The sequence below is a fragment of the Mesorhizobium sp. WSM4850 genome (assembly GCF_055811735.1).
In genome coordinates, this window is sequence record NZ_JBVVPV010000008.1 from 103,773 (window position 1) to 124,678 (window position 20,906).

A 20,906-nucleotide genomic window follows, 5' to 3' on the forward strand; every position below is an offset into this window, starting at 1 on the left:
TTCAAACATTGTGGGATGTTGGCTGCATTGGTGGCGCACCTCTACCAATCGCCGCTAACGCGCTGAGGCTGACATTGCACTCCGCGCAACTGCCTCGATAACATGCAAGCCGTGGATTGGGCAATCGCCAGAGTTGTCCGAATTAGAGCCCCGCCTTGATGCCAGCGCGGCAAGTGCGTATTTCTGGAGCTGTGCCCGAATCGGGGCAACCGAATCTGGAGACACGCCTTGTCCGCACTGACGCGCTTTCTCGGCGACACGCCGCTCCGGGTGCTCCTGAAGCTGCTGGTGCTGTCGTTCCTCGTCGGCCTTGTCATGAACGCTTTCGGCTGGTCGCCGATGGATGTGCTCTACGGCATCCGCAATGTCTTCGTCGATCTCTGGAACCTGGGCTTCCGCGCTATTGACCGTTTCCTCGGCTACATCCTGCTCGGTGCGGCGATCGTCATTCCAGCCTTCATCCTGCTCAGGATCGCCAACTACCGGAAATAGAGCAGACGCCGAACCGAAGGTCAGCGTGCGTCAGGCGAAGCCTGAGGCCGTTTCGAACAGGAGGGCGTGGCGCGCGGCCAGAGCCGCCACGTCAGTCGAATAGCCGCCGCCGATAACGCCGCAGACCGGGATGCCGAGCGCGCGGAAATGACGGATCACCATGTCGTCGCGCGCACGCAGCCCGTCGTTCGACAGCGACAACCTGCCGAGCCGGTCCTCGGCATGAACGTCGACCCCGGCATTGTAGAAAACGATGTCCCAGCGCGCCCTGGCGGTGAGTTCCGGCAGCATGCCGCCCAACCTTTCGAGATAGGCTGCATCGCCGATGCCGTCGGGCAGGGCGATATCGAGGTCGGAAGCGATCTTGCGCGTCGGATAGTTACGATCGCCATGCATGGAAAAGGTGAAAACGCGCCGTTCAGCGCCCAAAATGTCGGCCGTGCCGTCACCCTGATGCACGTCGAGATCGACGATCAGGATATTGCCGGCGACGGCTTCGGCAAGCAGCACCAGTGAAGCCACCGCAACATCGTTGAAGGTGCAGAAGCCGGCGCCTTGCGCGCGCCGCGCATGATGGCTGCCGCCGGCGGTATTGCAGGCGATGCCGTTCAGCAACGCCAGCCGCGCTGCCAGCACGGTGCCACCCGTTGCGAGCTGCGCCCTGAGCGAGACGCGCGGGCCTACCGGAAAGCCGATCTCGCGCTCGATTTTTTCTGGCACTTCGCAGCCCAGCACCTGGTCGACATAGCCGGCGGCATGGGCAAGCTTCAGCCATGATGCCGGGGCCGGCTCGGGCATGTTGAGCGCGGCGTGGCCGGCCAGTCCGCGCGCGCCCAAGGCTTCCATCAGCAGCTTGTATTTGCTCATCGGGAAGCGATGATTGACGGCAAAACCGGCGTCGTAGTCGGGATGATGAACGATCTGCAGGGGCATGAGCGGCAGGTGCTTTTTAGAGCGACTTCGGGTCAGAGCGGCTTGGATGCCCATTGATCGAGGCTGGTATCGCGCAACTCGTGCAGTGATTTGAGCCTTTGCATGTCCGCGAACCGGGCCATACCGGCAAGAATGCGGCCCGGAAGTGCCGGCCCGGCATAGATCATGCCGGTGTAGAGTTGGACGAGATCGGCGCCGGCGCGGATCTTTTCAAGTGCCGTCTCCGCGGAATCGACGCCGCCGACGCCGATGATGGCGGGGTCCGGGCCAAGCAGTTTGCGCATCTTTGCCAGCACGATCGTCGAGCGCTCGAATAGCGGTTTTCCCGAAAGCCCGCCGGTCTCGCCGGCAAGATCGGCGCTGCGCAGCCGCGGCCGCGCGATGGTGGTGTTGGAGACGATGACGCCGTCTATTGCTTTCTCGGTGACCTCGGCGGCGATATCCTCCAGTTCGGCCTCGACCAGGTCCGGCGCGATCTTCAGAAAGATGGCCGGCTGCGCGGCCGCTGCCGCACGTGCGGCCATGACGCGCGACAGCAGCTCGCCAAGCTGTTCACGCGCCTGCATGTTGCGCAGGCCCGGCGTATTCGGCGAGGAGATGTTGACCGTCAGATAGTTGGCGTAGGGCGCAAACCTGGCAACGCCGCGTTCATAGTCACCGACGCGGTCTGTGCTGTCCTTGTTGGCGCCGATATTGACGCCGACGATGCCGGCGCGGCCCTTGCGGGCGGCAAGCCGTTGTTCGGCGGCCGCGTGACCCTCGTTGTTGAAGCCCAGCCGGTTGATCACCGCTTCGTCGGATGTCAGCCGGAAAATGCGCGGCTTCGGGTTGCCGGCCTGCGGCAGCGGCGTGATCGTGCCGACCTCGGCAAAGCCGAAGCCGAGGCCAAGCAGCGCATCGGGAACCTCGGCGTTCTTGTCGTAGCCGGCGGCCATGCCGAGCGGATTGGGGAAATCGATGCCGCAGACGCTGACTTTCAGCCTGTCGTCGCGCACGGGTCTCCCGCCTATCGGCAGCCCGCATTTCAGCGTCGCGATCGACAGGCCGTGGGCGGCTTCCGGATCGAATGCGAACAGGAACCTCTGGCCGAGCCGGTCGAGCACGCTCATTCGGCCTCCAGCGTCGGGAATTGGTGCAGGCCATCGGTGCCGAGCGGCAATGGTTGCACCCAGACGACGGCGTTGAGGTCGAGAGGGCCGTAAAGATGCGGGAACAGCGCACCACCGCGCGAGACCTCGTATTTCAGCGCATCACCCAGTCTGGCGTCATCGACGGCGACCAGCAGCAGCCCGGTCTGGCCGGCAAAGTGTTTTGCCGCGGTTTCCTTGGCCTGGCCGGCGGTGGAAAAATGAATGAAGCCGTCGGCGACATCGATCGGCGCGCCGGTGAAGCGACGATTTCTTTCGGCCTCGCGCCACAGCGGTTCAGGCACTATCTTGTAGATAAGCTGAGACATGGTTGCGCTATAGTCCGAACCAATCGTACGGGGAAGAGGCAAGCAGGTTCCGGAAAAGTGTCACACGGTTTTCCGACGGAACCTGCGTCAAGGTAAAGGCCAGGGTTCTTCCCCATTTCCGGCGCAAACATGCGATAAGATTGCGCTTACTGGCCTATGGAGGACAAACAATATGCGTCCGCAGCACGTCTTGATCCCTGCAGCCCTCGTCTCGCTCGTCGCGGCATCAGCCTTTTCCGAGGAAGCCGACCGCTACCGGTTGGAAAAGTCGGCCACCGGCTATGTCCGCATGGACACGCAGACCGGTGCGATGTCGATCTGCGAGGAGCGTTCCGGCCAGCTCGTCTGCAAGATGGCGGCCGATGAACGCGCCGCCTTCCAGGACGAGATCGACCGGCTGCAAAGTTCGGTGAAGGCGCTCGACCAGCGCGTCGTCAAGCTCGAGAACTCGCTTGCCGCCCGCTTTGAGTCGACATTGCCCAGCGAGGAGGATTTCAACAAGACGATGAGCTACATGGAGCGCTTCCTGCGCGGCTTCATGGGCATCGTCAAGGACATGGAAAAGGACAGCGGCGAGGATGGCCTCAAGCCCAATTCGCAAAAAACCTGAGCACCGTTCACCGGGGAAGCCCGGCGCACCGGCTTGCCGCTTGAAAACGGCTGATATCGCCGCATAATCGTTCGACTGATCCCGCAAGAAGCAGACAATCATCAATGGGATTCGGGGAGGGCCATGTGCCGTCAGGCTATACTTTCGTCATCGCTGACGATCATCCGCTTTTTCGCGGTGCGCTGAGAGAGGCGCTTGCCGGCATCGGCGACGTCGCCGGCATTCACGAGGCCGGCGATTTCGAAAGCGCCAAGGCGCTGGTCGTGGCCAATGAGGACGTCGATCTGGTGCTGCTCGACCTGTCGATGCCAGGCGCTAGCGGCCTTTCCGGTCTGATCTCGCTGCGCGGCATCCATCCGACGGTGCCGCTGGTGGTGGTGTCGGCACATGACGACCCGGTGACCATCCGGCGCGCGCTCGACCTCGGCGCTTCGGGTTTCATCTCCAAATCGGCCAGCATGGAGGAGATCCGCAGCGCTGTGCAGTCGGTGCTTGCCGGCGACATCGCTGCGCCCACCGGCATCGATCTCGGCGTCGAGCGCGATCCCGAGATATCCGATCTGATCAAGCGGCTGCAGACGCTGACGCCGCAGCAGACGCGCGTGCTCGGCATGCTGGCGGAAGGTCTGCTCAACAAGCAGATCGCCTACGAGCTCGGTGTCTCCGAAGCGACGATCAAGGCGCATGTCTCGGCCATTCTGCAGAAGCTTGGCGTCGACAGCCGCACCCAGGCGGTGATCCTGCTGTCCAAGATCGGCAGCGACCCGCTGGCGGCGGCCGGCTGACCCTCCGGCTTTACTCGGCTGCCGACGCCAGCGGTCTGACCCTCGCCATCATCGAGCGCAGCACCGCTGGTTTGAGCGGCTTGTTGATCACCGGCACGTCGAGCCTGCCGGCGCTGGCGCGCACCTCGCTCGAGCGGTCGGCGGTGACCAGCACCGCCGGCATGTCATGGCCATGGATAGCGCGCAGTTTGGCGATCGCGTCAAGGCCGGTCTCGCCGTCGAGATGATAGTCGGCAAGCACGATGTCGGGTCGACGCATGCCGGCCCCCTCGAGGTCCCCCGAGCCGGCAAACGTGTCGACGCTGCAGCCCCAGCCTTCGAGCAGCAGCCGCATGCCGTCGAGGATGCGGGCGTCGTTGTCGATGCAGAGCACGCGGAGCCCGGCAAGCGAAGCAGCCGTGCGGACCGGCGCCTTGGCCTCGATCTCGCGCCGCGGCTCCTGCACTGCCGCGACCGGCAGGACGACGGAAAAGCGTGTGCCCTTGCTCGGGCTTGAAAATATCTGGAGTTCGAGGCGCAAGACGCGAGCGATGCGGTCGACGATCGAAAGGCCGAGCCCCAGGCCTTCGGCTTCGCGGGCGCCCTCATCGAGCCGGGTGAATTCGTGAAAGACCGTGTTCAGCTTGTCGGCGGCAATGCCGATGCCGGTGTCGATCACCTGTATCTCGGCCAGTTCGCCGCGCCGCCGCACGCCGACCAGGATGCGGCCATGGCGGGTGTATTTGATGGCATTGGATACGAGGTTCTGGATCAGGCGGCGCAACAGATTGCGGTCAGTCGTCACGCTGAGCGACGATGGCATGATCGTCAGGCTGAGTTTCTTCTCGGCGGCAAGCGGCTGAAAGTCGTTGCCGATCTGGCGCAGCAGTCCGTCCAGGCTGAAGGCCGTGTCGTCCGGTTTCATCGCGCCGGCGTCGAGACGGGAAATGTCGAGGACTGCGCCGAGAATGGTCTCGACCGATTCCAGCGAGGATTCGATGTTGATCGCGGCCTTGCCCGCAGGTCCCTTGCCGGCCTTTTCGATCAGCGACGAGCAATAGAGACGAGCAGCGTTCAGCGGTTGCAGGATGTCATGGCCGGCGGCAGCGAGGAAGCGGGTCTTGCCGAGATTGGCCTCCTCCGCCAGCATCTGCGCCTGTGCCAGCTCCTCGTTGACGCGGGTCAGTTCGACGGTGCGGTTCTTGACGCGCTGTTCGAGCGTTTCATTGGCGCGCTTCAGCGCCAGGTCCTGCTCGACGCGCCCGGAAATGTCGGCATAGGTGGCAACGATGCCGCCATCCGGCATCGGGTTGGAGCGCAATTCCAGGATGCGGCCGCTGGTCTTCAGCTCCATCTGCCAAGGGCTGACGAAGCTGGTGAGGCGGTTGAGCATCACCACCCGCTGGTCGGCCGGAATGTCGCCGCGCTCGGCAAGGTGGCGCAGGATGCGGTCGAGCGAGACGCCGACCTGGCCCATCTCGTCGGGCAGGTCGAACAGCGCCCGATATTGGCGGTTCCAGCAGATCAGCCGGAAATCCCTGTCGAAGACGGTGATGCCCTGTTCCATCTGGTCGAGCGCGATCTGCAGCAGGTCGCGGTTGTGCTGCAGCGCTTCGGTGGCGTCGTCGAGCAGGCGAAAGGCGTCCTTCGCCTCTCGATCATTGCGGCGCAGCAGCAGCGACAGGATGAGCCGCGCCGAAGAGGAGCCGACGGCACTTGCCAGAAGCTGCTCGGAGAAACGGATGACGTCCATGCTGGCCTGCTCGTTGCCGTGCAGCGAAGCGCCGTTGCTCTTTTCGAACGACTGAAACGACCGTTCAGTGCGTTCGACGCCGAGATAGCGCGCGATGGTGTCCTTGAGGTCGTTGACGGTGACGGTGGTGCGGAAGCGGCGCAGGCTCGGCATCGGGCTCGCCTCGCGCGGCACGAAAATCGACGCCTGGATGCGCTCCAGCGGCACCGACGCGCGCGACAGCGAGCCTAGCACGAAGAACAGCGTGTTGACCGACAGGCTCCACAGGACACCGTGGTTCAGCGGCTCGGCGACGGTGCCGAACAGCGCTTGCGGCCGCAACGCTTCGAAACCGAACAGGCCGTGGACGACGATGCCGGTATCGGACGCGGCGAGCGAAGGAAGCAGCAGCGTATAGCTCCAGACGACGATGCCGGCGACCATGCCGAGCGCCGCCCCCCTGCCGTTGGCGCCGCGCCAGATCAGCCCGCCGATCAAGGCCGGCGCGAACTGCGCGATCGCGGCGAACGACATCAGGCCGATCGAGGAGAGCCGCGCGCTGTTGGTGCTCTCGCGATAATAGAGGAAGGCGACGAACAGCATGATGAAGATCGCCGCCCGTCGCACGTTGAGGATGAGCGCTGACCAGTCCTCGTTCTCGGATGTCGTGGTCTTGAGCAGGCGACGCACAAACAGTGGAATGACGAGGTCGTTGGAGATCATGATCGACAGCGCGACGCTTTCGACGATCACCATCGCGGTCGCCGCCGACAGGCCGCCGATGAACGCCGCCATAGCCAACACATCGTGACCGCTGAGCAGCGGCAGCGACAGGACATAGAGGTCGCTGCTGGTCCTGGTGCCGACCAGCGCCAGGCCGGCGAGCGCGATCGGCAGCACGAAAAGGTTGATCGCCACCAGATAGAGCGGAAACACCCATGTCGCGGTGCGCAGTTCGGCCTCGCTGCGGTTCTCGACGATGGTGACATAGAACTGGCGCGGCAGCATGATGATGGCGAAACCGCTCAAACACGTCAGCACCAGCCAGGTTGCGAGCGAGGTGCTGTAGCTCATCGCTTGCTGAACTTGCGAATTCTCGGCGAGCTTGTCGACCATATCGCCCGGGCCGCCGAAGATCAGGAAGGTCACCATCAGGCCGATCGCCAGGAAGGCGGCGAGCTTGACCACAGTTTCGACCGCTACCGCCAGCACCAGCCCGTCCTGGTGTTCGGTGGCGTCGGCGTGGCGCGTGCCGAACAGCACCGCAAATAGCGCAAGCAGCATGGCGACGACCAGCGAGATGTCGCTGACGAATGGATCGAACGAAGGCGGCGAGCCGGTATAATGCTCGACCATCAGGCTGACCGAGCCGGAAATCGCCTTCAACTGCAGTGCCATGTAAGGCACCGCGCCGATCGTCGCGATCAGCGTGGCGATCGCTGCCACGGCAAAACTCTTGCCGTAGCGGGCGCCGAGGAAGTCGGCGATCGAAGTGATCTTCTCTGTCTTGGCCAGCCTGACGATGCGCCGAAGCAGCGGAAAGCCGAACACGAACACCAGCACCGGGCCGATATAGATGCCGAGGAATTCGAGGCCGCGCTCGGAGGAAAGGCCGACCGAACCGAAGAAGGTCCAGGAGGTGCAGTAGATCGCCAGGCTGAGCGCATAGATGAAGGGCCGGGCTCGGTCAGGCCCGGATGTCGTCGAGCGTTGGTCGCCGAGGCTGGCGATGACGAACAGCAACGTCACATAGGCGATCGCGATGATGACGATGAACCAGCCCTGCACGGCCCAAAAATCCTCCTTTGCCGGTTTTTGCATCCGGCCTGCTGAGACGCAATCACAGCTTGGCGATCAAGTCCATCGCGGCTTTCGGCGCAGGATGGCTGCGGCTTCGGGAAATTTTGGCCGGAACCGGTCTTTTGCCGATGCTGCAACCGTAGGTTTTTGCTATTGTGCCAGTGGGGGGAACGAAGCGGGGCCGAACGAAGCGGGCAGAGGAGGCGGCCTGGCCCGTCAGGACAAGGAGGGTCGGATGCTGAAAGAATTCCAGGAATTCATTTCCAGGGGCAATGTCATGGACCTGGCCGTCGGCGTCATCATCGGCGCCGCCTTCGGCAAGATCGTCGATTCCCTAGTCAACGACATCATCATGCCGATAATCGGGGCGATTTTCGGCGGACTCGACTTCAACAATTATTTCCTGCCCTTGTCCTCAGCGGTCAACGCCACATCGCTGGCGGAAGCCAAGAGGCAGGGCGCAGTCTTCGCCTATGGCAGTTTCATCACCGTGGCGCTGAACTTCATCATCCTCGCCTTCATCATCTTCCTGATGATCAAAGCGGTGAACGATCTGCGCAGGCGGCTGGAGCGTGAGAAGCCCGTTGCGCCTGCTGCCGCTCCGCCGGCCGATGTCGCGCTGCTCACCGAAATTCGCGATCTCCTCGCCAGGAAATAGCGCAGGGGCAAGATCTCTGGACCAAAACCCCGGTCGATTTCGGCCGGGGTTTTCTATTTTCGCCTGTCGCAAAACACGCTAGCTGTCCGGAAGGCGAAAAACGGATCCATCCATGACCCTGATCGAGAATTTGCGCGCCGAGGCCCGGGCCGCGCCCGAAAGCGGCATTGTCGCCGTCATGAACCGCGGCCGCGACCGCGACGGCATGATCCCGCTCTGGGCCGGCGAGGGCGACCTGCCGACGCCCGCCTTCATCACCGATGCCGCTGCCCGGGCGCTGGCCGGCGGCGAAACCTTTTATACCTGGCAGAAAGGCATCCCCGAACTGCGGCAGGCGCTCGCCCGCTATTACATCAGGCATTTCGGCAAGAGCTTCGCCGAGCAAGAATTCATCGTCACCGGCTCTGGCATGCATGCCATCCAGCTGGCGCTCGACGCTATCGCCGGCAATGGCGACGAGGTCGTCTATCTGTCGCCGGCCTGGCCGAACTTCGCCGCAGCCGCCGGCGTGGCGGGCGCCGTCCCGGTCGCGGTCACGCTCGACCAGTCCGGCAATGGCTGGTCCTGTGACATCGGCAAGATCGAGGCGGCGATCACGCCAAGGGCAAAGGCGCTGTTCGTCAACACACCGTCCAACCCGACCGGTTGGACCGCCGACAGGCAGACGCTGCAGGCGATCCTCGACCTTGCCCGCGAACGGGGGCTGTGGATCATCGCCGACGAGATCTATTCGCTGTTCCACTACGGCGACAGCCGCGCGCCGTCCTTCATCGACATCATGGCCGACGAGGATCGCATCCTGTTCGTCAACAGTTTTTCCAAGAACTGGTCGATGACCGGCTGGCGGGTCGGCTGGATCAAGGTCCATCCCTGCCTGCAGCAGGTGTTCGAGAACCTGGTCCAGTATTCGACCTCCGGCGTTGCCCAGTTCATGCAGCGCGGCGCCGTCGTCGCGCTCGACGAAGGCGACGCCTTCATCGTCGAGCAGGTGGAGCGGGCGAGGGCGGCGCGTGACCTGGTCTGCGGCATCCTAGCTGCGACCGGCAGGGCACGCTTTACCGTGCCGCAGGGCGCGTTCTATCTGTTCTTCGCAGTCGACGGCATCACCGATTCACGCGCCGCCGCCTTCGACATCGTCGACCGCGCCAATGTCGGCCTGGCGCCCGGAACCGCATTCGGTCCCGGCGGCGAAGCCTTCCTCAGGCTATGCTTCCACCGCCGCCTCGACCAGCTCGAGGAGGCCGCGCACCGGCTGGCGAAGTGGATGAAAAGTGTGTGAGGTTGAGGTCCGCGCCAAGCCGGACAGCTGCGAACCGTTGCACTCCTTGGCCAACGTAATCCTAGGGTCTGCGCCGCGTCGCTTCGCTCCTTGCTACGCCCTAGGAAGACGAAGGTAGCGGAAGCTCAGCCGCCGGACTTCGGCACCAGCAGCGGAATGACGCGGTCGCTTTCCCTCACCGCCGGCCGGCCCGCAGAACCGTAAGAGATGCCCAAGGCATCCCAGGTCTCGACCAGCGCGTCCTGAAGCGCCGCGATCAGCTGATCCGAATGGAATGGCGTCGGGGTGATGCGCAGCCGTTCGGTGCCGCGCGGCACGGTCGGGTAGTTGATCGGCTGGATGTAGATGCCGTGGACGCCGAGCAGGCGGTCGCTGGCCATCTTGCACAGTTCGGGATCGCCGACGAGCAGCGGCACGATGTGGGTAGCGGAGTCCATCACCGGCAGGCCCGCGGCGGTAAGAACCTGCTTCGTCCGCGTCGCCTGGCGCTGCTGCGCGGCGCGTTCGGCCTGTGAGCGCTTGAGATGGCGGATCGACGTGGTCGCCGCGGCGGCAATGGCCGGCGGCAGCGCCGTGGTGAAGATGAAGCCCGGCGCATAGGAGCGCACGGCATCGATCACCGCACTTGTGCCGGTGATATAGCCGCCGAGCGTGCCGAACGCCTTGGCCAGCGTGCCTTCGATGATGTCGATACGGTCGGCCAGCCCTTCGCGCTCGGTGATGCCGCCGCCGCGCGGTCCGTACATGCCGACGGCATGCACCTCGTCGATATAGGTCATGGCGTTGTAGCGCTCGGCAAGTTCGACGATCTGTTTGATCGGCGCGATATCGCCATCCATCGAATAGACGCTCTCGAAGACGATCAACTTGGCGCGCTCGCGGCCCGCCGCCTGCAGCAGGCTTTCGAGATGCGCAACGTCGTTGTGGCGGAAGATCTTCTTCTCGGCGCCCGAACGCCGCACGCCCTCGATCATCGAGGCGTGGTTCAACTCGTCCGAGACGATCAGGCAGTTGGGCAGCAGCCGCGCAATGGTCGAGATCGAAGCTTCGTTGGAGACGAAGCCGGAGGTAAAGACGAGCGCAGCTTCCTTGTCGTGCAGGTCGGCCAGTTCCAGTTCGAGCTCGACCAGCGGATTGCTGGTGCCGGAGATGTTGCGGGTGCCACCGGCGCCGGATCCCATCTTGCCGGCGGCGTTCTGCATCGCGGCGATGACGTCGGGATGCTGGCCCATGCCGAGATAGTCGTTGGAGCACCAGACGGTGATTTCCTGGGCGCGGCCGTTGGCGCGCCAGATGGCGCGTGGGAAGTTCCCCACGATGCGCTCGAGGTCGGCGAAGATGCGATAGCGACGCTCGGCGTGGAGCTGGTCGATCGCGTCTTCGAAGAACCGCTGATAGTTCATTTCGGCTTCCCAATTTTTGCGTGGGATCATAATCATTGCCCTATTCGCCGTCTACTTGGCCTTTTTGGTCAAAATGCCACGCCCCAAGCCTGTTCCTAACGGCCACGGATCATGGCCTATTCCCTTGATGTGGATCAATTTTGTTTCAGGACGATGCCATGCGCCGATGAGACTGGTTACCGCAGGCACTGATGGAAATGGACTAATGGCCCAGTGGCAGGCTTTCCAGTAAGGCGGGTGTGGAGACAGCTTCCGATTAATCTTGAGCAGCGAGGACACGGATGACGGTTTTGGTGACAGGCGGCGCTGGCTATATCGGCAGCCATATGGTCTGGGAACTGCTGGACGCGGGCGAGAGCGTTGTCGTCCTCGACCGGCTTTCGACCGGCTTCGAATGGGCGGTGGCGCCGGAGGCAAAGCTTGTCGTCGGCGATGTCGCCGACAAGGAGCTGGTCGGCGGGGTCATCCGCGACAATCATGTCGATGCGATCATCCATTTTGCCGGCTCCATCGTGGTTCCCGAATCGGTCGCCGACCCGCTCGGCTATTACGAGAACAACACCTGCAAGACGCGCACGCTGATCGAGACCGCGGTGCGCGAAGGCGTGCCCAATTTCATCTTTTCCTCGACCGCCGCCGTCTATGGCGGCGCCGGGCTGGAGCCGGTGCGCGAGGATGCGCGCCTTGCACCGGAATCGCCCTATGGCCTGTCCAAGCTGATGAGCGAATGGATGCTGCGCGACGCCGCAATCGCCCACGGCTTGCGCTATACGGCGTTGCGCTACTTCAACGTCGCCGGCGCCGATCCGAGGGGCCGCACCGGCCAGTCGACGCCGGGCGCCACGCATCTGATCAAGGTCGCCTGCGAGACGGCGCTCGGCAAGCGGCCCTTCATGGAGGTGTTCGGCACCGACTATCCGACGCCCGACGGCACTTGCATGCGCGACTACATCCATGTCAGCGATCTGGCGGCGGCGCATCGGCTGGCGCTGGAACGGCTGCGCGCCGGGGGACCAAGCCTCGTCGCCAATTGCGGCTACAGCCACGGCTATTCGGTGCTCGAAGTTATCGACAGCGTGCGCCGCGTCTTTGGCCATGATTTCGACGTGCGGATCGGCGAGCGCCGTGCGGGCGACGCGGCGGCGGTGGTCGCCAATTCGGAGCTGGCGCGCCGCGAGCTCGGTTGGACCCCGCAACGCGATGACCTCGACCGGATCGTCGCCGACGCGCTGGCTTGGGAGCGTATCCTGACCGGCAAGAATTCGGCGCGGAGCTGAAGTCCCGGTTTTTCCTCCGTGGGCTCGTAGATCGAGCGTGGAAGCGCTATTGAAGGAGCTGCGCGGCTGAAACGTGGAGGCGTTTCGGCCGCGTCTGATCCTTTGGGGGCGGCATGAAGATATTGGTCCTTGGCGCTGGCGTCGTCGGCACGGCGGCGGCCTACTATCTGGCGAGCGACGGCCACGAGGTGACCGTGATCGAACGCCATCCGATGGCGGCGCGAGGCACCAGCCAATCGAATGCGGGCCTGGTGTCGCCAGGCGACGCCACCGCCTGGGCCTCGCCCGCTGCGCTGAGGACGTTTTTGCGCGCGCTCTACAACCACGATCTCGGCATCAAGGTGAGGCTGCGCTTCGATCCTTATTTCTTCGCCTGGAGTCTGCGCTTCCTGCGCCAATGCACGCATGCGCGACTGCGCGCCAACACCGACATCAAGCTGCGCCTGGCGCTTTATTCGCGCGACTGCATCAACGCCATCTCGGCCGACACCGGCATTCACTATGACGAGCGCAAGAAGGGCATTCTCTATTTCTTCCGCTCGCAGCAGAGTTTTGATACCGGCACCGACAATTACCGCTATCTCGCCGAGCACGGTCTGCCGATCGAGATCGTCGGCCGCGACCGGCTGGTCGAGATCGAGCCCGGCCTTGCCGGGGCCAGGGACAGAATAGCCGGCGGCGTCTATTCGCCGATCGACCAGACCGGCGACTCCAGCCAATTCACCCGAAACCTCGCTGCCTATGCCGCCGAGAAACTCGGCGTCCAGTTCCTCTACGGCACGACGGTCGAAGGCCTCGACATCGAAGGCGATCGGGTGCGCGCGGTGATGACCTCGGCCGGCCCGATAACAGCCGACGCCGTGGTCATCTCGATGGGGCCGGAGAGTGGCCTGCTCGGCCGCCGCTACGGCATCGACCTGCCTGTCTATCCGGTCAAGGGCTACACCGCGACCGTGCCGCTGGAGGACGAGGGCAAAGGGCCGACCATGGGCGGCGCCGACGAGGATCAGCTTATCGGCTATTCCAGGCTCGGCAACCGGCTGCGGCTTGCTTCGACCGCCGAGTTCACCGGCTTCGATCGCAGCCACAAGCCGAGCGATTTCGCCGCCATGTTCAGGACCGGCAAGGAGCTTTTCCCAGGCGCCTTCGACGAGAACAAGGCCGAGCTCTGGGCCGGCTTGCGGCCGATGATGCCGAACTCGGTGCCGGTCATCGGCCGGGCGCGCTACAGAAATCTCTACCTCGACACCGGCCACGGCCATGTCGGCTGGACCATGGCCTGCGGCTCGGGAAAATTCCTTGCCGATGTGGTCGCCGGCCGCAAGCCGGAGATCGACCCGCAAGGGCTGGTCTATGTCAATTGAGGGAGAATTAATCGTCGTGTCGGCACCGGGAAGATAAATGCGTCTAATACCGTGCACAAATTCTGAGTAGAAAAATGTCGGGACCGCAAGTCGCCATCGACCTTGGCCGCATCGAGCGCAATGCGCGCACCATCGTCGACCGCTGCGCCCTGTCCGGTATCAGGGTATTCGGCGTTACCAAGGGCACCTGCGGCATGCCGCAGGTGGCGCGCGCCATGCTGCGCGGCGGCGTCGCCGGCATCGCCGAATCGCGCTTCGAAAACATCCGCCGGCTGCGCGACAGCGGCATCACCGCCCCGATCATGCTGCTGCGCAGTCCGCCGATGGCACGCATCGAGGAGGTTGTGCGCACCGTCGACATCAGCCTGCAATCCGAACTCGCCACCATCCGCGAACTATCGCGCATCGCCGAGCGTATGGACCGCGTCCACGACATCATGCTGATGATCGATCTTGGCGACCTCAGGGAAGGCATCTGGCCGAACGACCTCATTCCGACGGTCGAACAGATACTGGCGCTCAGCGGCGTGCGCATCGCCGGCATCGGCACCAATCTCGGCTGCTTCGGCGCCATCATGCCGACGCAGGAAAATCTCGGACAGCTCGTCGCCCATGCCTACAAGACCGAGCGCCTGTCCGGCGCAAGGCTCGACTGGATCTCGGGCGGCGCGTCATCGTCGCTGACGCTGCTGCTCGAAGGCAGGCTGCCCGCCGGCATCAACAATCTGCGGGTCGGCGAGGCGATCCTTCAGGGTGGCGTCGAAACCTTCCGCGAGACGCCGTGGGCCGAACTCGAACCCGATGCCTGCCGGCTGACCAGCGACATCATCGAGGTCAAGCTGAAGCCGTCGCGGCCGATCGGCCAATCCGGCTACGACGCTTTCGGCAACCAGCCGGTGTTTGCCGACGATGGCGACCGGTTGCGCGCCATCGCCAATATCGGCCGCGAGGATGTCTTGATCGAAGGTTTGACGCCGATTGCCAAGGGCGTGCGGGTGCTTGGCGCCTCCAGCGACCATCTGCTTCTCGACGTGACCGATGCCGAGCCGCCACCCGCCGTCGGCGATCGTGTCGCCTTCCGCATGAGCTATGGCGCCATGCTGCTGGCAATGACCTCGGAATATGTCGAAAAGGCGCCAATGCACGATGTCGAGGATTTCTCCGGCCGCAAGATGGTGTCGATATCTGCCGAACCGGCGGCGGCCGGCATCCTGGCCAGGGAGGCGACCGGCGCCCGGCTGGAGGCGATGAATTTCGATGTCGTCGAACTGGCCGATATCGAGCGGCCGCCGTCCGGCCTGGTCCGGCTCACCGCCGGCAGCGACCGGCGCATCGCCCACACGGCGCTGACGGCGACCGCGCGGGCGACGCACTCGTTTGGCCTGATCTGGATCGATTCCATCGCCGCGCTGATGCCCGAGGACGAAGACGGCATCGACCTGCCGGAAGCTTCGGTGCTGGCGCGGGCGCTCGGCCTCGATCACAAGCCCGGCGCGCTGCAGCCACAACTGTCGCCGGAAAACGTCGTCATTGTCGGTTTGCGCCATGCAGATCCGGCCGAGGCCCGGGTGCTGAAGGATTCGCGCGTCTGCGCTTTCACCATGACCGACATCGACGCCATGGGCATGCGCGACGTGATGCACGAGGCGATCCGCATCGCCAGCTCCGGCACGCAAGGCTTTCATGTCAGCTATACGCCTGAGGTGACCGAATTCGCCGGCTGGGCGGCAGGCTCCGGCATCACGGTGCGCGAAACGCATCAGGCCATGGAGGCGATCGCGTTGTCCGGCGGGCTGTTGTCGATGGACGTTTCCGGCCTGACATCAGCTCTGGAACCGCGATTGGCGGCGGAAACGGTCAATTTCGTCATGTCGGCGTTTGGCAAGCGGATTTTGTGATCAGCCCTGTGCGTCGACCGCCGCGCGCCATGAACGTGCGTAATCCGCCCAGGCCGGGTCGACCGGCGGTTCGAACCTTTCGCCGGCGCCTTGTACCGTTCCTTGGTCCGACGGCAACAGGGCGGCGCCGATGCTGGTGCCGGTTGCGGCCTCCGACGCGATGACGGCACGTGCGGTGGCTGCAGCGAGCATGCGCGTGAAAAGCCGGTTGCGGGCGAACGGCCCCTCGACGGTCGTCGGGCCGCCGGCGTCGATCAGGTCGAGGCAGGTCGCGGTCATCAGCGCCAGGTAGAAAGAGATGGCGGCAAAGCGCTGGCCGCCGTTGATGCCGTCTGCGTCGAGCCATGCTGCCCTGTGATGCGGGAACGGCCCCGAACCCTGTTGGGTCGAAGGCAGCAGGGACGTCTTCCGCGCGAGCGCTGTGGCGATATCCTCTTTGGTCCAGTCTTCCGATTGGCCTTCCGTCAGCAGCGAAAACTCACGGCCGCCCATGAAACGCGCCGACGGCACCGGATCACCGAGCGCGTTGACGTTGACGAGCGTGTCGCGGGCCGGGTCGAGCGCGATCTTGTTGCCGCCAACCGCCATCGACACCACCCAGGTGCCGGTCGAGACGACCGAGAACGGCGGCGTATCGGACAGGAGATGCGGCAGCAGCGAGGCGTTGGAATCGTGCAAGCCGCAAAACACCGGCGTTTGCGGATCAAGCCCGGTCCGTATCGCAAGCGCGGGCAGGATCGGGCCAAGGCGATCTTTCGCCGGCCGCACCGGCGCCATCAGATGACGCCATTGCATCTTGTCGACCAGCGACGAAAAATCGGCCTTCCACGGGTTCCACAGATCGGTGTGGCAGCCAAGCGAAGTCACTTCGTTGGCGGCGACGGTGGTCAGGCGCAAGGCCCAGTATTGCGGGTACATCAGCATCGCGGCGGCCTTGGCGAACTCCGCCGGGAAGCGCTTCTGCTGCCAGAACAGCTGCGCGCCGAGATTGAGGCCGACCGGCAGGCGCGGCGTGCCCGTCTCGGCGAAGGCCGGACGCTTCGTGTCATAGTCCTCGGCAAGGGTGTCGGGCCCGGCAAATTCATAGTCGAGCACCGGCAGCGCCAACTCGCCGGCAGTGTCCACCAGCACGCCCGTCGCGCCGTGGGTGGTGATCGATATCGCGTCGATGCGCTGTTCGCGATTGATCTCGGCGAGGCTGTCGAGGATGAACGACCACAGAAGCTCAACATCGTGGTGCGGGTAGGGACCGTCAAGGACAGGCGCGTTCGCCATGCGGCGCAGCGCAACTTCGCGCAGATCGGCGAGATCGACCAGCGCCACCTTGGCGTTGGTCTTGCCGATATCGATGACGGCGACGTGGCGGGTCATTCCATATGGAACATTGTTTCCAGCGGCACCGCCACCGGCTCGTTATCAGGCCCGGTCTCCATGATGTTGGCCATTTCAGCCCACCAGCGCTGCATCACCTTGTGCTTCGGCAATTCGTCCATGCCGTGGCCGTCGCGCCGCCACAGCACGCCGAACAAGGTGTTGGTCTCATCGTCGAGATGGATCGAATAGTCGGAAACGCCGGCCTGTTTCAGCAGTGCGACCAGCGACGGCCAGATGTCGTCATGACGCCTTTTGTATTCGGCCTTCATGCCGGGATTGAGCTTCATCTTGAACGCGTATTTCTCGGCCATCAGGTAAAACGCTCCCGCCGCACCCGCCGCCAGACGATGGGCAGCGCGATGACGATGATCAGCAGCAGGCCGATGAAGATCGACATGACTATGCCGGGCACATTGAGCAGCCCCAGGCCGAAAGTCACCAGCCCCATGATGAAGGCGGCGAGCACCACGCCCAAAATGCTGCCGGCGCCGCCCAGGATGCTGACGCCACCCAGCACCACCATGGTGATAACCTCCAATTCATAGCCTTGCGCGATCGATGGCCGGGTCGAGCCGAGCCGCGAGGTGATCAGCACCGAGGCGATGCCCGCCATCAGCCCGGTCAGGCAGAACAGGATGAACTTGATGCGGCCGACACGCACGCCGGAAAACTGTGCCGCGACCGGGTTGTTGCCGATGGCGAAGACGCGGCGGCCGAAGCTGGTCCGGTGCAGAAGGAACCAGTAGATGACCGCCGCGACGAGGAACAGCGTCAGCTCGAACGACACCACCCACCAGACATAACCCTGGCCGAAGAAGGCGAAGCTGGAGGGATAGCCTTTGTAGGCCTGGTCGCCGAGGACGATGAAGGCGATGCCGCGAAACAGGCTCATCGTGCCGATGGTGACGACGATCGACGGCAGGCCGAGCCTGGTGACGAGCAGCCCGTTGAAGGCGCCGCAGCCGAGCCCGACCAGGATGCCGATCGCCACCAGCACCGGCGTGCCGGCGCCGGCCTGCACCGCCATGCCCATCATCGTCGAGGCCAGCGCAATGATGGCGGCGACCGACAGGTCGATCTCTCCGGAAATGATCAGCAGCGCCATGGCGAGCGCGATCAGCGCCTTCTCGGTGAAGTTGAAGGTCAGGTCCGACAGCGACCACGCGTCGAGGAAATAGGGCGAGGCGAAGCTGTTGACGGCAAAGATGGCGACCGCCACCGCGACCAGCAGCGCCTCCCACGAGAAGATCGCCGAGTTGAGCGGCGTGTCGAGCCGGTCGGGAATGTGGCGCGGGGCTGGGGTGTCGGTCATGCCGCTTCCGCCTTCTTGAGAATAATGCGGCCTTGCCGGCGTTCGCCGCGCGCGTTGAGCACCACGGCCAGGATGATGGCGCTGCCCGAAATCGCCATCTGCCAGAACGGCGAGATGTTGATGACCGGCAGCGCGTTGGAGATGATGCCGAGGAACAGCGCACCAAGCACTGCGCCGCCGACCGAGCCGATGCCGCCGGCGATCGAGATGCCGCCGATGACGCAGGCGGCGATGATGTTGAGCTCGTAGCCATTGGCGACCTCGACCGAGGCGATGACATAGCGTGAGATCCAGAGATAGCCGCACAGACCGGCGGCCATCCCCGAGATGCAGAAGACAATGAACTTGGTGCGGCCGACATCGATGCCGGCGTAGATCGATGCTGTCGGATTGACGCCGATGGCATAGATCGAGCGGCCGAGCGCGGTGCGCGTCATCAACAGGAAGAACAAGGCGATGACCAGTATGGCGATCCACGACAGCACTGGAATGCCGAGAAAGGCCGCGCGCTGCAGGCCGATGAAATCAGGGCTCATCTGATCGGCATTGACCCAGGCGCCGCCTGAAATGACGAAGGTGGCGCCGCGATAGATGGTGAGCGTGCCGAGCGTCACCACGATCGAGGGAATGTTCAGCCGCCATACCAGCAGGCCGTTGATAGCGCCGAGCACCAGGCCGACCAGAAGTGCGATGACGATCAGCAGCGGGATCGGGATTGCCGGATCCGCGGCGTTCAGCATCGCCACCACCATGCCGGTGAAGCACAGGTTCGACGCCATCGACAGGTCGATCGAGCGGGTCAGGATCACCACCATCTGCCCCAGCGCCAGGATCATCAGGATCGAGGTGTCGTTGAACACCTGGCGCAGATTGCCGAAGGCAGCAAAGCCCGGAAAGCGCATCGAGATCAGCCCGATCACCACGACGATTGCCGCGAGCAGCCAGACTTCGCGATATTTGAGCAAAACCTTCATGCCACAATCCCTGCTGCCGTCTTGACCAGCGTTTCGGCGTCGAGCCCCTTGTTGTCATAGATCGAGGCGATGCGGCCCTCGCGCATGACGATGACCCGGTCGGACATGCCGAGGATCTCGGGCAGTTCGGACGACACCATGATCACCGACAACCCTTGAGCTACCAGTTCGGCCATGAAGCCGTGCACGGCGGCTTTCGAGCCGATGTCGATGCCTTTGGTCGGCTCGTCGAGGATGATCACCTTGGGCGCGGTCGCCAGCCATTTGGCGATGACGATCTTCTGCTGGTTGCCGCCCGACAAAGTGCCGACGTCCTGGCTGAGCGAGGCGGCGCGCAGATCGAGCCGCTCGGTATAGGAACGGGCTAGCGCGAACTCTTCGGCCAGCTGCAACACACCTGACTTGGATGTGCGCTTGAGCGAGGGCAGCGAGATATTCTGGAAGATCGGCAGGCCGATCACCACGCCTTGCTTACCGCGTTCTTCCGGCACGTAGACGATGCCGGCGTCGATCGAATCCGCCGCCGATTTCGGCATGATCGCCTTGCCTTCCAGCGTGATGGTGCCGCTGCTGGTGCGGGTGATGCCTGATATCGCCTGCATCACCTCGCTGCGCCCGGCGCCGACAAGGCCGTAGAAGCCGAGGATCTCGCCTCTGTGCAGCTCGAAGCCGATGTCGTCGAACTCGGTCGGGTGCGACAGGCCGGAGACGGCAAGCACCGGCGCGCCGATCTCGGCCTTGCGTTGCGGAAAGATGTGATCGACGGCGCGGCCGACCATCATGCGCACGATCTGGCTCTGGCCGGCATCCCTGATCAGGCCTTCGCCGACCATCTCGCCGTCGCGGAACACCGTGTAACGGTCGGCGATGCGATAGATCTCGTCGAACTTGTGGCTGATGAACAGGATCGCCTTGCCTTCGCTCTTCAGGAACTCGACCAGCAAAAACAGCTCCTCGATCTCCTTCAGCGACAGCGCTGCGGTCGGCTCGTCCATAATGACGATCTGGGCGTCGATCGACATGGCGCGGGCGACTGCGACGAGGTGCTTGTTGGCGATGCCGAGATCCTTCAGCCGCGCATCGGCGTCGATGTGGCCGGCGCCCATGGTGTTCAGTACTTCACGAGCATTCTTGCGCATGGTGCGCCAGTCGATGGTGCCGAGGCGCGATCGCGGCGCATGGCCGAGAAAGATGTTCTCGGCCACCGTCAGGTCGTCGAACAGCACGGTTTCCTGGTGGATGGCGGTGATGCCGTGCCCGAAGGCGGCATGCGCGCTGGGCAAGGTCACGGCCTGGCCATCGATACTGATCGTGCCTGTGTCAGGCTGGTAGATGCCTGTCATGATCTTGACCAGCGTCGACTTGCCGGCGCCGTTCTCGCCGATCAGCGCGGTCACCTGGCCTGGGTAGAGCGACAGGCTGACGTCGTGCAGCGCGCGCACGCCGGGAAAACTCTTCGAGATGCCGGCCAGGGTCAGGCGCGGAGCCGCAGCCAAAGGCTGCTCAGTGGTCGGGTCGAGTTGGGCTGTCGTGTCCATAGTCGTATCAAGCCCTTAAGCAGGTCCGTTTGAGGACGCGGC

At 64.0% G+C, this 20,906-nt stretch carries 18 protein-coding genes; 8 read left to right on the forward strand and 10 right to left on the reverse strand.

Annotation, left to right across the window (positions count from 1 at the left end; all coding sequences use genetic code 11):
• Positions 1-228: 228 nt before the first annotated feature.
• Entirely contained in the window at positions 229-492 is a 264-nt protein-coding gene (locus AC0L2Z_RS11385; protein WP_027155530.1) for a DUF6460 domain-containing protein, read from the forward strand.
• A 30-nt stretch (positions 493-522) separates the two neighbouring features.
• Here the strand turns inward: AC0L2Z_RS11385 and AC0L2Z_RS11390 are convergent, their stop codons facing one another.
• From AC0L2Z_RS11390 to AC0L2Z_RS11400, 3 genes are read right to left on the reverse strand one after another with little or no spacing between them, the layout of a single operon-like run.
• Complete coding sequence (locus tag AC0L2Z_RS11390; protein ID WP_473628001.1) at positions 523-1,425, reverse strand: histone deacetylase family protein; 903 nt, start codon at positions 1,423-1,425, stop codon at positions 523-525.
• A 32-nt stretch (positions 1,426-1,457) separates the two neighbouring features.
• A complete protein-coding gene (locus tag AC0L2Z_RS11395) occupies positions 1,458-2,534 on the reverse strand; it encodes a quinone-dependent dihydroorotate dehydrogenase (RefSeq protein WP_473628002.1) in 1,077 nt (358 codons plus the stop codon).
• On the reverse strand, positions 2,531-2,881 hold the full coding sequence (locus AC0L2Z_RS11400; RefSeq protein ID WP_128178048.1) for a DUF952 domain-containing protein: 351 nt from the start codon (positions 2,879-2,881) through the stop codon (positions 2,531-2,533). The genes AC0L2Z_RS11395 and AC0L2Z_RS11400 overlap by 4 nt, the downstream gene beginning before the upstream one ends.
• A 172-nt stretch (positions 2,882-3,053) precedes the next feature.
• On the opposite strand from AC0L2Z_RS11400, the gene AC0L2Z_RS11405 reads away from it, so the two are divergent.
• Together AC0L2Z_RS11405 and AC0L2Z_RS11410 are read left to right on the forward strand one after the other, a co-directional pair.
• Positions 3,054-3,491 (forward strand): hypothetical protein, encoded by a 438-nt coding sequence (locus AC0L2Z_RS11405; protein ID WP_023803302.1) that lies wholly within the window; start codon positions 3,054-3,056, stop codon positions 3,489-3,491.
• Positions 3,492-3,616: 125 nt separating this feature from the next.
• Positions 3,617-4,276 carry a response regulator transcription factor gene (locus AC0L2Z_RS11410; protein ID WP_023803301.1) on the forward strand — a complete coding sequence of 220 codons (660 nt, stop codon included), beginning with the start codon at positions 3,617-3,619 and terminating at the stop codon, positions 4,274-4,276.
• Between the two features lie 10 nt (positions 4,277-4,286).
• Here the strand turns inward: AC0L2Z_RS11410 and AC0L2Z_RS11415 are convergent, their stop codons facing one another.
• The gene (locus AC0L2Z_RS11415; RefSeq protein WP_023803300.1) at positions 4,287-7,775 is read right to left on the reverse strand and encodes a hybrid sensor histidine kinase/response regulator; all 3,489 of its coding nucleotides are present in this window, start codon (positions 7,773-7,775) and stop codon (positions 4,287-4,289) included.
• A 247-nt stretch (positions 7,776-8,022) separates the two neighbouring features.
• Between AC0L2Z_RS11415 and mscL the strand changes: the two genes are divergently transcribed.
• Both mscL and AC0L2Z_RS11425 read left to right on the forward strand, forming a co-directional pair.
• Positions 8,023-8,445 carry a large conductance mechanosensitive channel protein MscL gene (mscL, locus tag AC0L2Z_RS11420; RefSeq protein ID WP_023803298.1) on the forward strand — a complete coding sequence of 141 codons (423 nt, stop codon included), beginning with the start codon at positions 8,023-8,025 and terminating at the stop codon, positions 8,443-8,445.
• 112 nt (positions 8,446-8,557) lie between these two features.
• Positions 8,558-9,724, forward strand: a complete 1,167-nt coding sequence (locus AC0L2Z_RS11425; RefSeq protein WP_473523735.1) for a pyridoxal phosphate-dependent aminotransferase — start codon at positions 8,558-8,560, stop codon at positions 9,722-9,724.
• A 125-nt stretch (positions 9,725-9,849) separates the two neighbouring features.
• Here AC0L2Z_RS11425 and hemA read toward each other — a convergent pair whose 3' ends face one another.
• Positions 9,850-11,127 (reverse strand): 5-aminolevulinate synthase, encoded by a 1,278-nt coding sequence (hemA, locus tag AC0L2Z_RS11430; RefSeq protein ID WP_077376755.1) that lies wholly within the window; start codon positions 11,125-11,127, stop codon positions 9,850-9,852.
• A 281-nt stretch (positions 11,128-11,408) separates the two neighbouring features.
• Between hemA and galE the strand changes: the two genes are divergently transcribed.
• From galE to AC0L2Z_RS11445, 3 genes are all read left to right on the forward strand, one after another.
• Complete coding sequence (gene galE / locus AC0L2Z_RS11435; protein WP_128169123.1) at positions 11,409-12,404, forward strand: UDP-glucose 4-epimerase GalE; 996 nt, start codon at positions 11,409-11,411, stop codon at positions 12,402-12,404.
• A gap of 113 nt (positions 12,405-12,517) precedes the next feature.
• Entirely contained in the window at positions 12,518-13,768 is a 1,251-nt protein-coding gene (locus AC0L2Z_RS11440) for a D-amino acid dehydrogenase (RefSeq protein WP_128169122.1), read from the forward strand.
• Positions 13,769-13,842: 74 nt separating this feature from the next.
• Positions 13,843-15,666, forward strand: a complete 1,824-nt coding sequence (locus AC0L2Z_RS11445) for an alanine racemase (RefSeq protein WP_473628003.1) — start codon at positions 13,843-13,845, stop codon at positions 15,664-15,666.
• Here AC0L2Z_RS11445 and AC0L2Z_RS11450 read toward each other — a convergent pair whose 3' ends face one another.
• From AC0L2Z_RS11450 to AC0L2Z_RS11470, 5 genes are read right to left on the reverse strand one after another with little or no spacing between them, the layout of a single operon-like run.
• The gene (locus AC0L2Z_RS11450; protein ID WP_473628004.1) at positions 15,667-17,037 is read right to left on the reverse strand and encodes an FGGY-family carbohydrate kinase; all 1,371 of its coding nucleotides are present in this window, start codon (positions 17,035-17,037) and stop codon (positions 15,667-15,669) included.
• Positions 17,034-17,351, reverse strand: coding sequence for an L-rhamnose mutarotase (gene rhaM / locus AC0L2Z_RS11455; protein WP_473523732.1), 318 nt, complete (start codon positions 17,349-17,351; stop codon positions 17,034-17,036). The genes AC0L2Z_RS11450 and rhaM overlap by 4 nt, the downstream gene beginning before the upstream one ends.
• On the reverse strand, positions 17,351-18,352 hold the full coding sequence (locus AC0L2Z_RS11460; RefSeq protein ID WP_023803290.1) for an ABC transporter permease: 1,002 nt from the start codon (positions 18,350-18,352) through the stop codon (positions 17,351-17,353). The genes rhaM and AC0L2Z_RS11460 overlap by 1 nt, the downstream gene beginning before the upstream one ends.
• Positions 18,349-19,326, reverse strand: coding sequence for an ABC transporter permease (locus tag AC0L2Z_RS11465; RefSeq protein WP_473628005.1), 978 nt, complete (start codon positions 19,324-19,326; stop codon positions 18,349-18,351). Before AC0L2Z_RS11465 ends, AC0L2Z_RS11460 begins: the two co-directional genes overlap by 4 nt.
• Positions 19,323-20,864, reverse strand: a complete 1,542-nt coding sequence (locus AC0L2Z_RS11470) for a sugar ABC transporter ATP-binding protein (protein WP_128177979.1) — start codon at positions 20,862-20,864, stop codon at positions 19,323-19,325. The genes AC0L2Z_RS11465 and AC0L2Z_RS11470 overlap by 4 nt, the downstream gene beginning before the upstream one ends.
• Between the last annotated feature and the right edge of the window lie 42 nt (positions 20,865-20,906).

What these genes read in the sequence shown, in the direction of transcription:
- hemA (WP_077376755.1), bottom strand. Translation starts at nt 11,127, where the DNA reads ATGAACTATCAGCGGTTCTTCGAAGACGCGATCGACCAGCTCCACGCC.
- AC0L2Z_RS11465 (WP_473628005.1), bottom strand. Translation starts at nt 19,326, where the DNA reads ATGAAGGTTTTGCTCAAATATCGCGAAGTCTGGCTGCTCGCGGCAATC.
- AC0L2Z_RS11445 (WP_473628003.1), top strand. Translation starts at nt 13,843, where the DNA reads ATGTCGGGACCGCAAGTCGCCATCGACCTTGGCCGCATCGAGCGCAAT.
- AC0L2Z_RS11460 (WP_023803290.1), bottom strand. Translation starts at nt 18,352, where the DNA reads ATGACCGACACCCCAGCCCCGCGCCACATTCCCGACCGGCTCGACACG.
- AC0L2Z_RS11470 (WP_128177979.1), bottom strand. Translation starts at nt 20,864, where the DNA reads ATGGACACGACAGCCCAACTCGACCCGACCACTGAGCAGCCTTTGGCT.
- mscL (WP_023803298.1), top strand. Translation starts at nt 8,023, where the DNA reads ATGCTGAAAGAATTCCAGGAATTCATTTCCAGGGGCAATGTCATGGAC.
- AC0L2Z_RS11400 (WP_128178048.1), bottom strand. Translation starts at nt 2,881, where the DNA reads ATGTCTCAGCTTATCTACAAGATAGTGCCTGAACCGCTGTGGCGCGAG.
- AC0L2Z_RS11395 (WP_473628002.1), bottom strand. Translation starts at nt 2,534, where the DNA reads ATGAGCGTGCTCGACCGGCTCGGCCAGAGGTTCCTGTTCGCATTCGAT.
- AC0L2Z_RS11440 (WP_128169122.1), top strand. Translation starts at nt 12,518, where the DNA reads ATGAAGATATTGGTCCTTGGCGCTGGCGTCGTCGGCACGGCGGCGGCC.
- AC0L2Z_RS11405 (WP_023803302.1), top strand. Translation starts at nt 3,054, where the DNA reads ATGCGTCCGCAGCACGTCTTGATCCCTGCAGCCCTCGTCTCGCTCGTC.
- AC0L2Z_RS11425 (WP_473523735.1), top strand. Translation starts at nt 8,558, where the DNA reads ATGACCCTGATCGAGAATTTGCGCGCCGAGGCCCGGGCCGCGCCCGAA.
- galE (WP_128169123.1), top strand. Translation starts at nt 11,409, where the DNA reads ATGACGGTTTTGGTGACAGGCGGCGCTGGCTATATCGGCAGCCATATG.
- AC0L2Z_RS11450 (WP_473628004.1), bottom strand. Translation starts at nt 17,037, where the DNA reads ATGACCCGCCACGTCGCCGTCATCGATATCGGCAAGACCAACGCCAAG.
- rhaM (WP_473523732.1), bottom strand. Translation starts at nt 17,351, where the DNA reads ATGGCCGAGAAATACGCGTTCAAGATGAAGCTCAATCCCGGCATGAAG.
- AC0L2Z_RS11390 (WP_473628001.1), bottom strand. Translation starts at nt 1,425, where the DNA reads ATGCCCCTGCAGATCGTTCATCATCCCGACTACGACGCCGGTTTTGCC.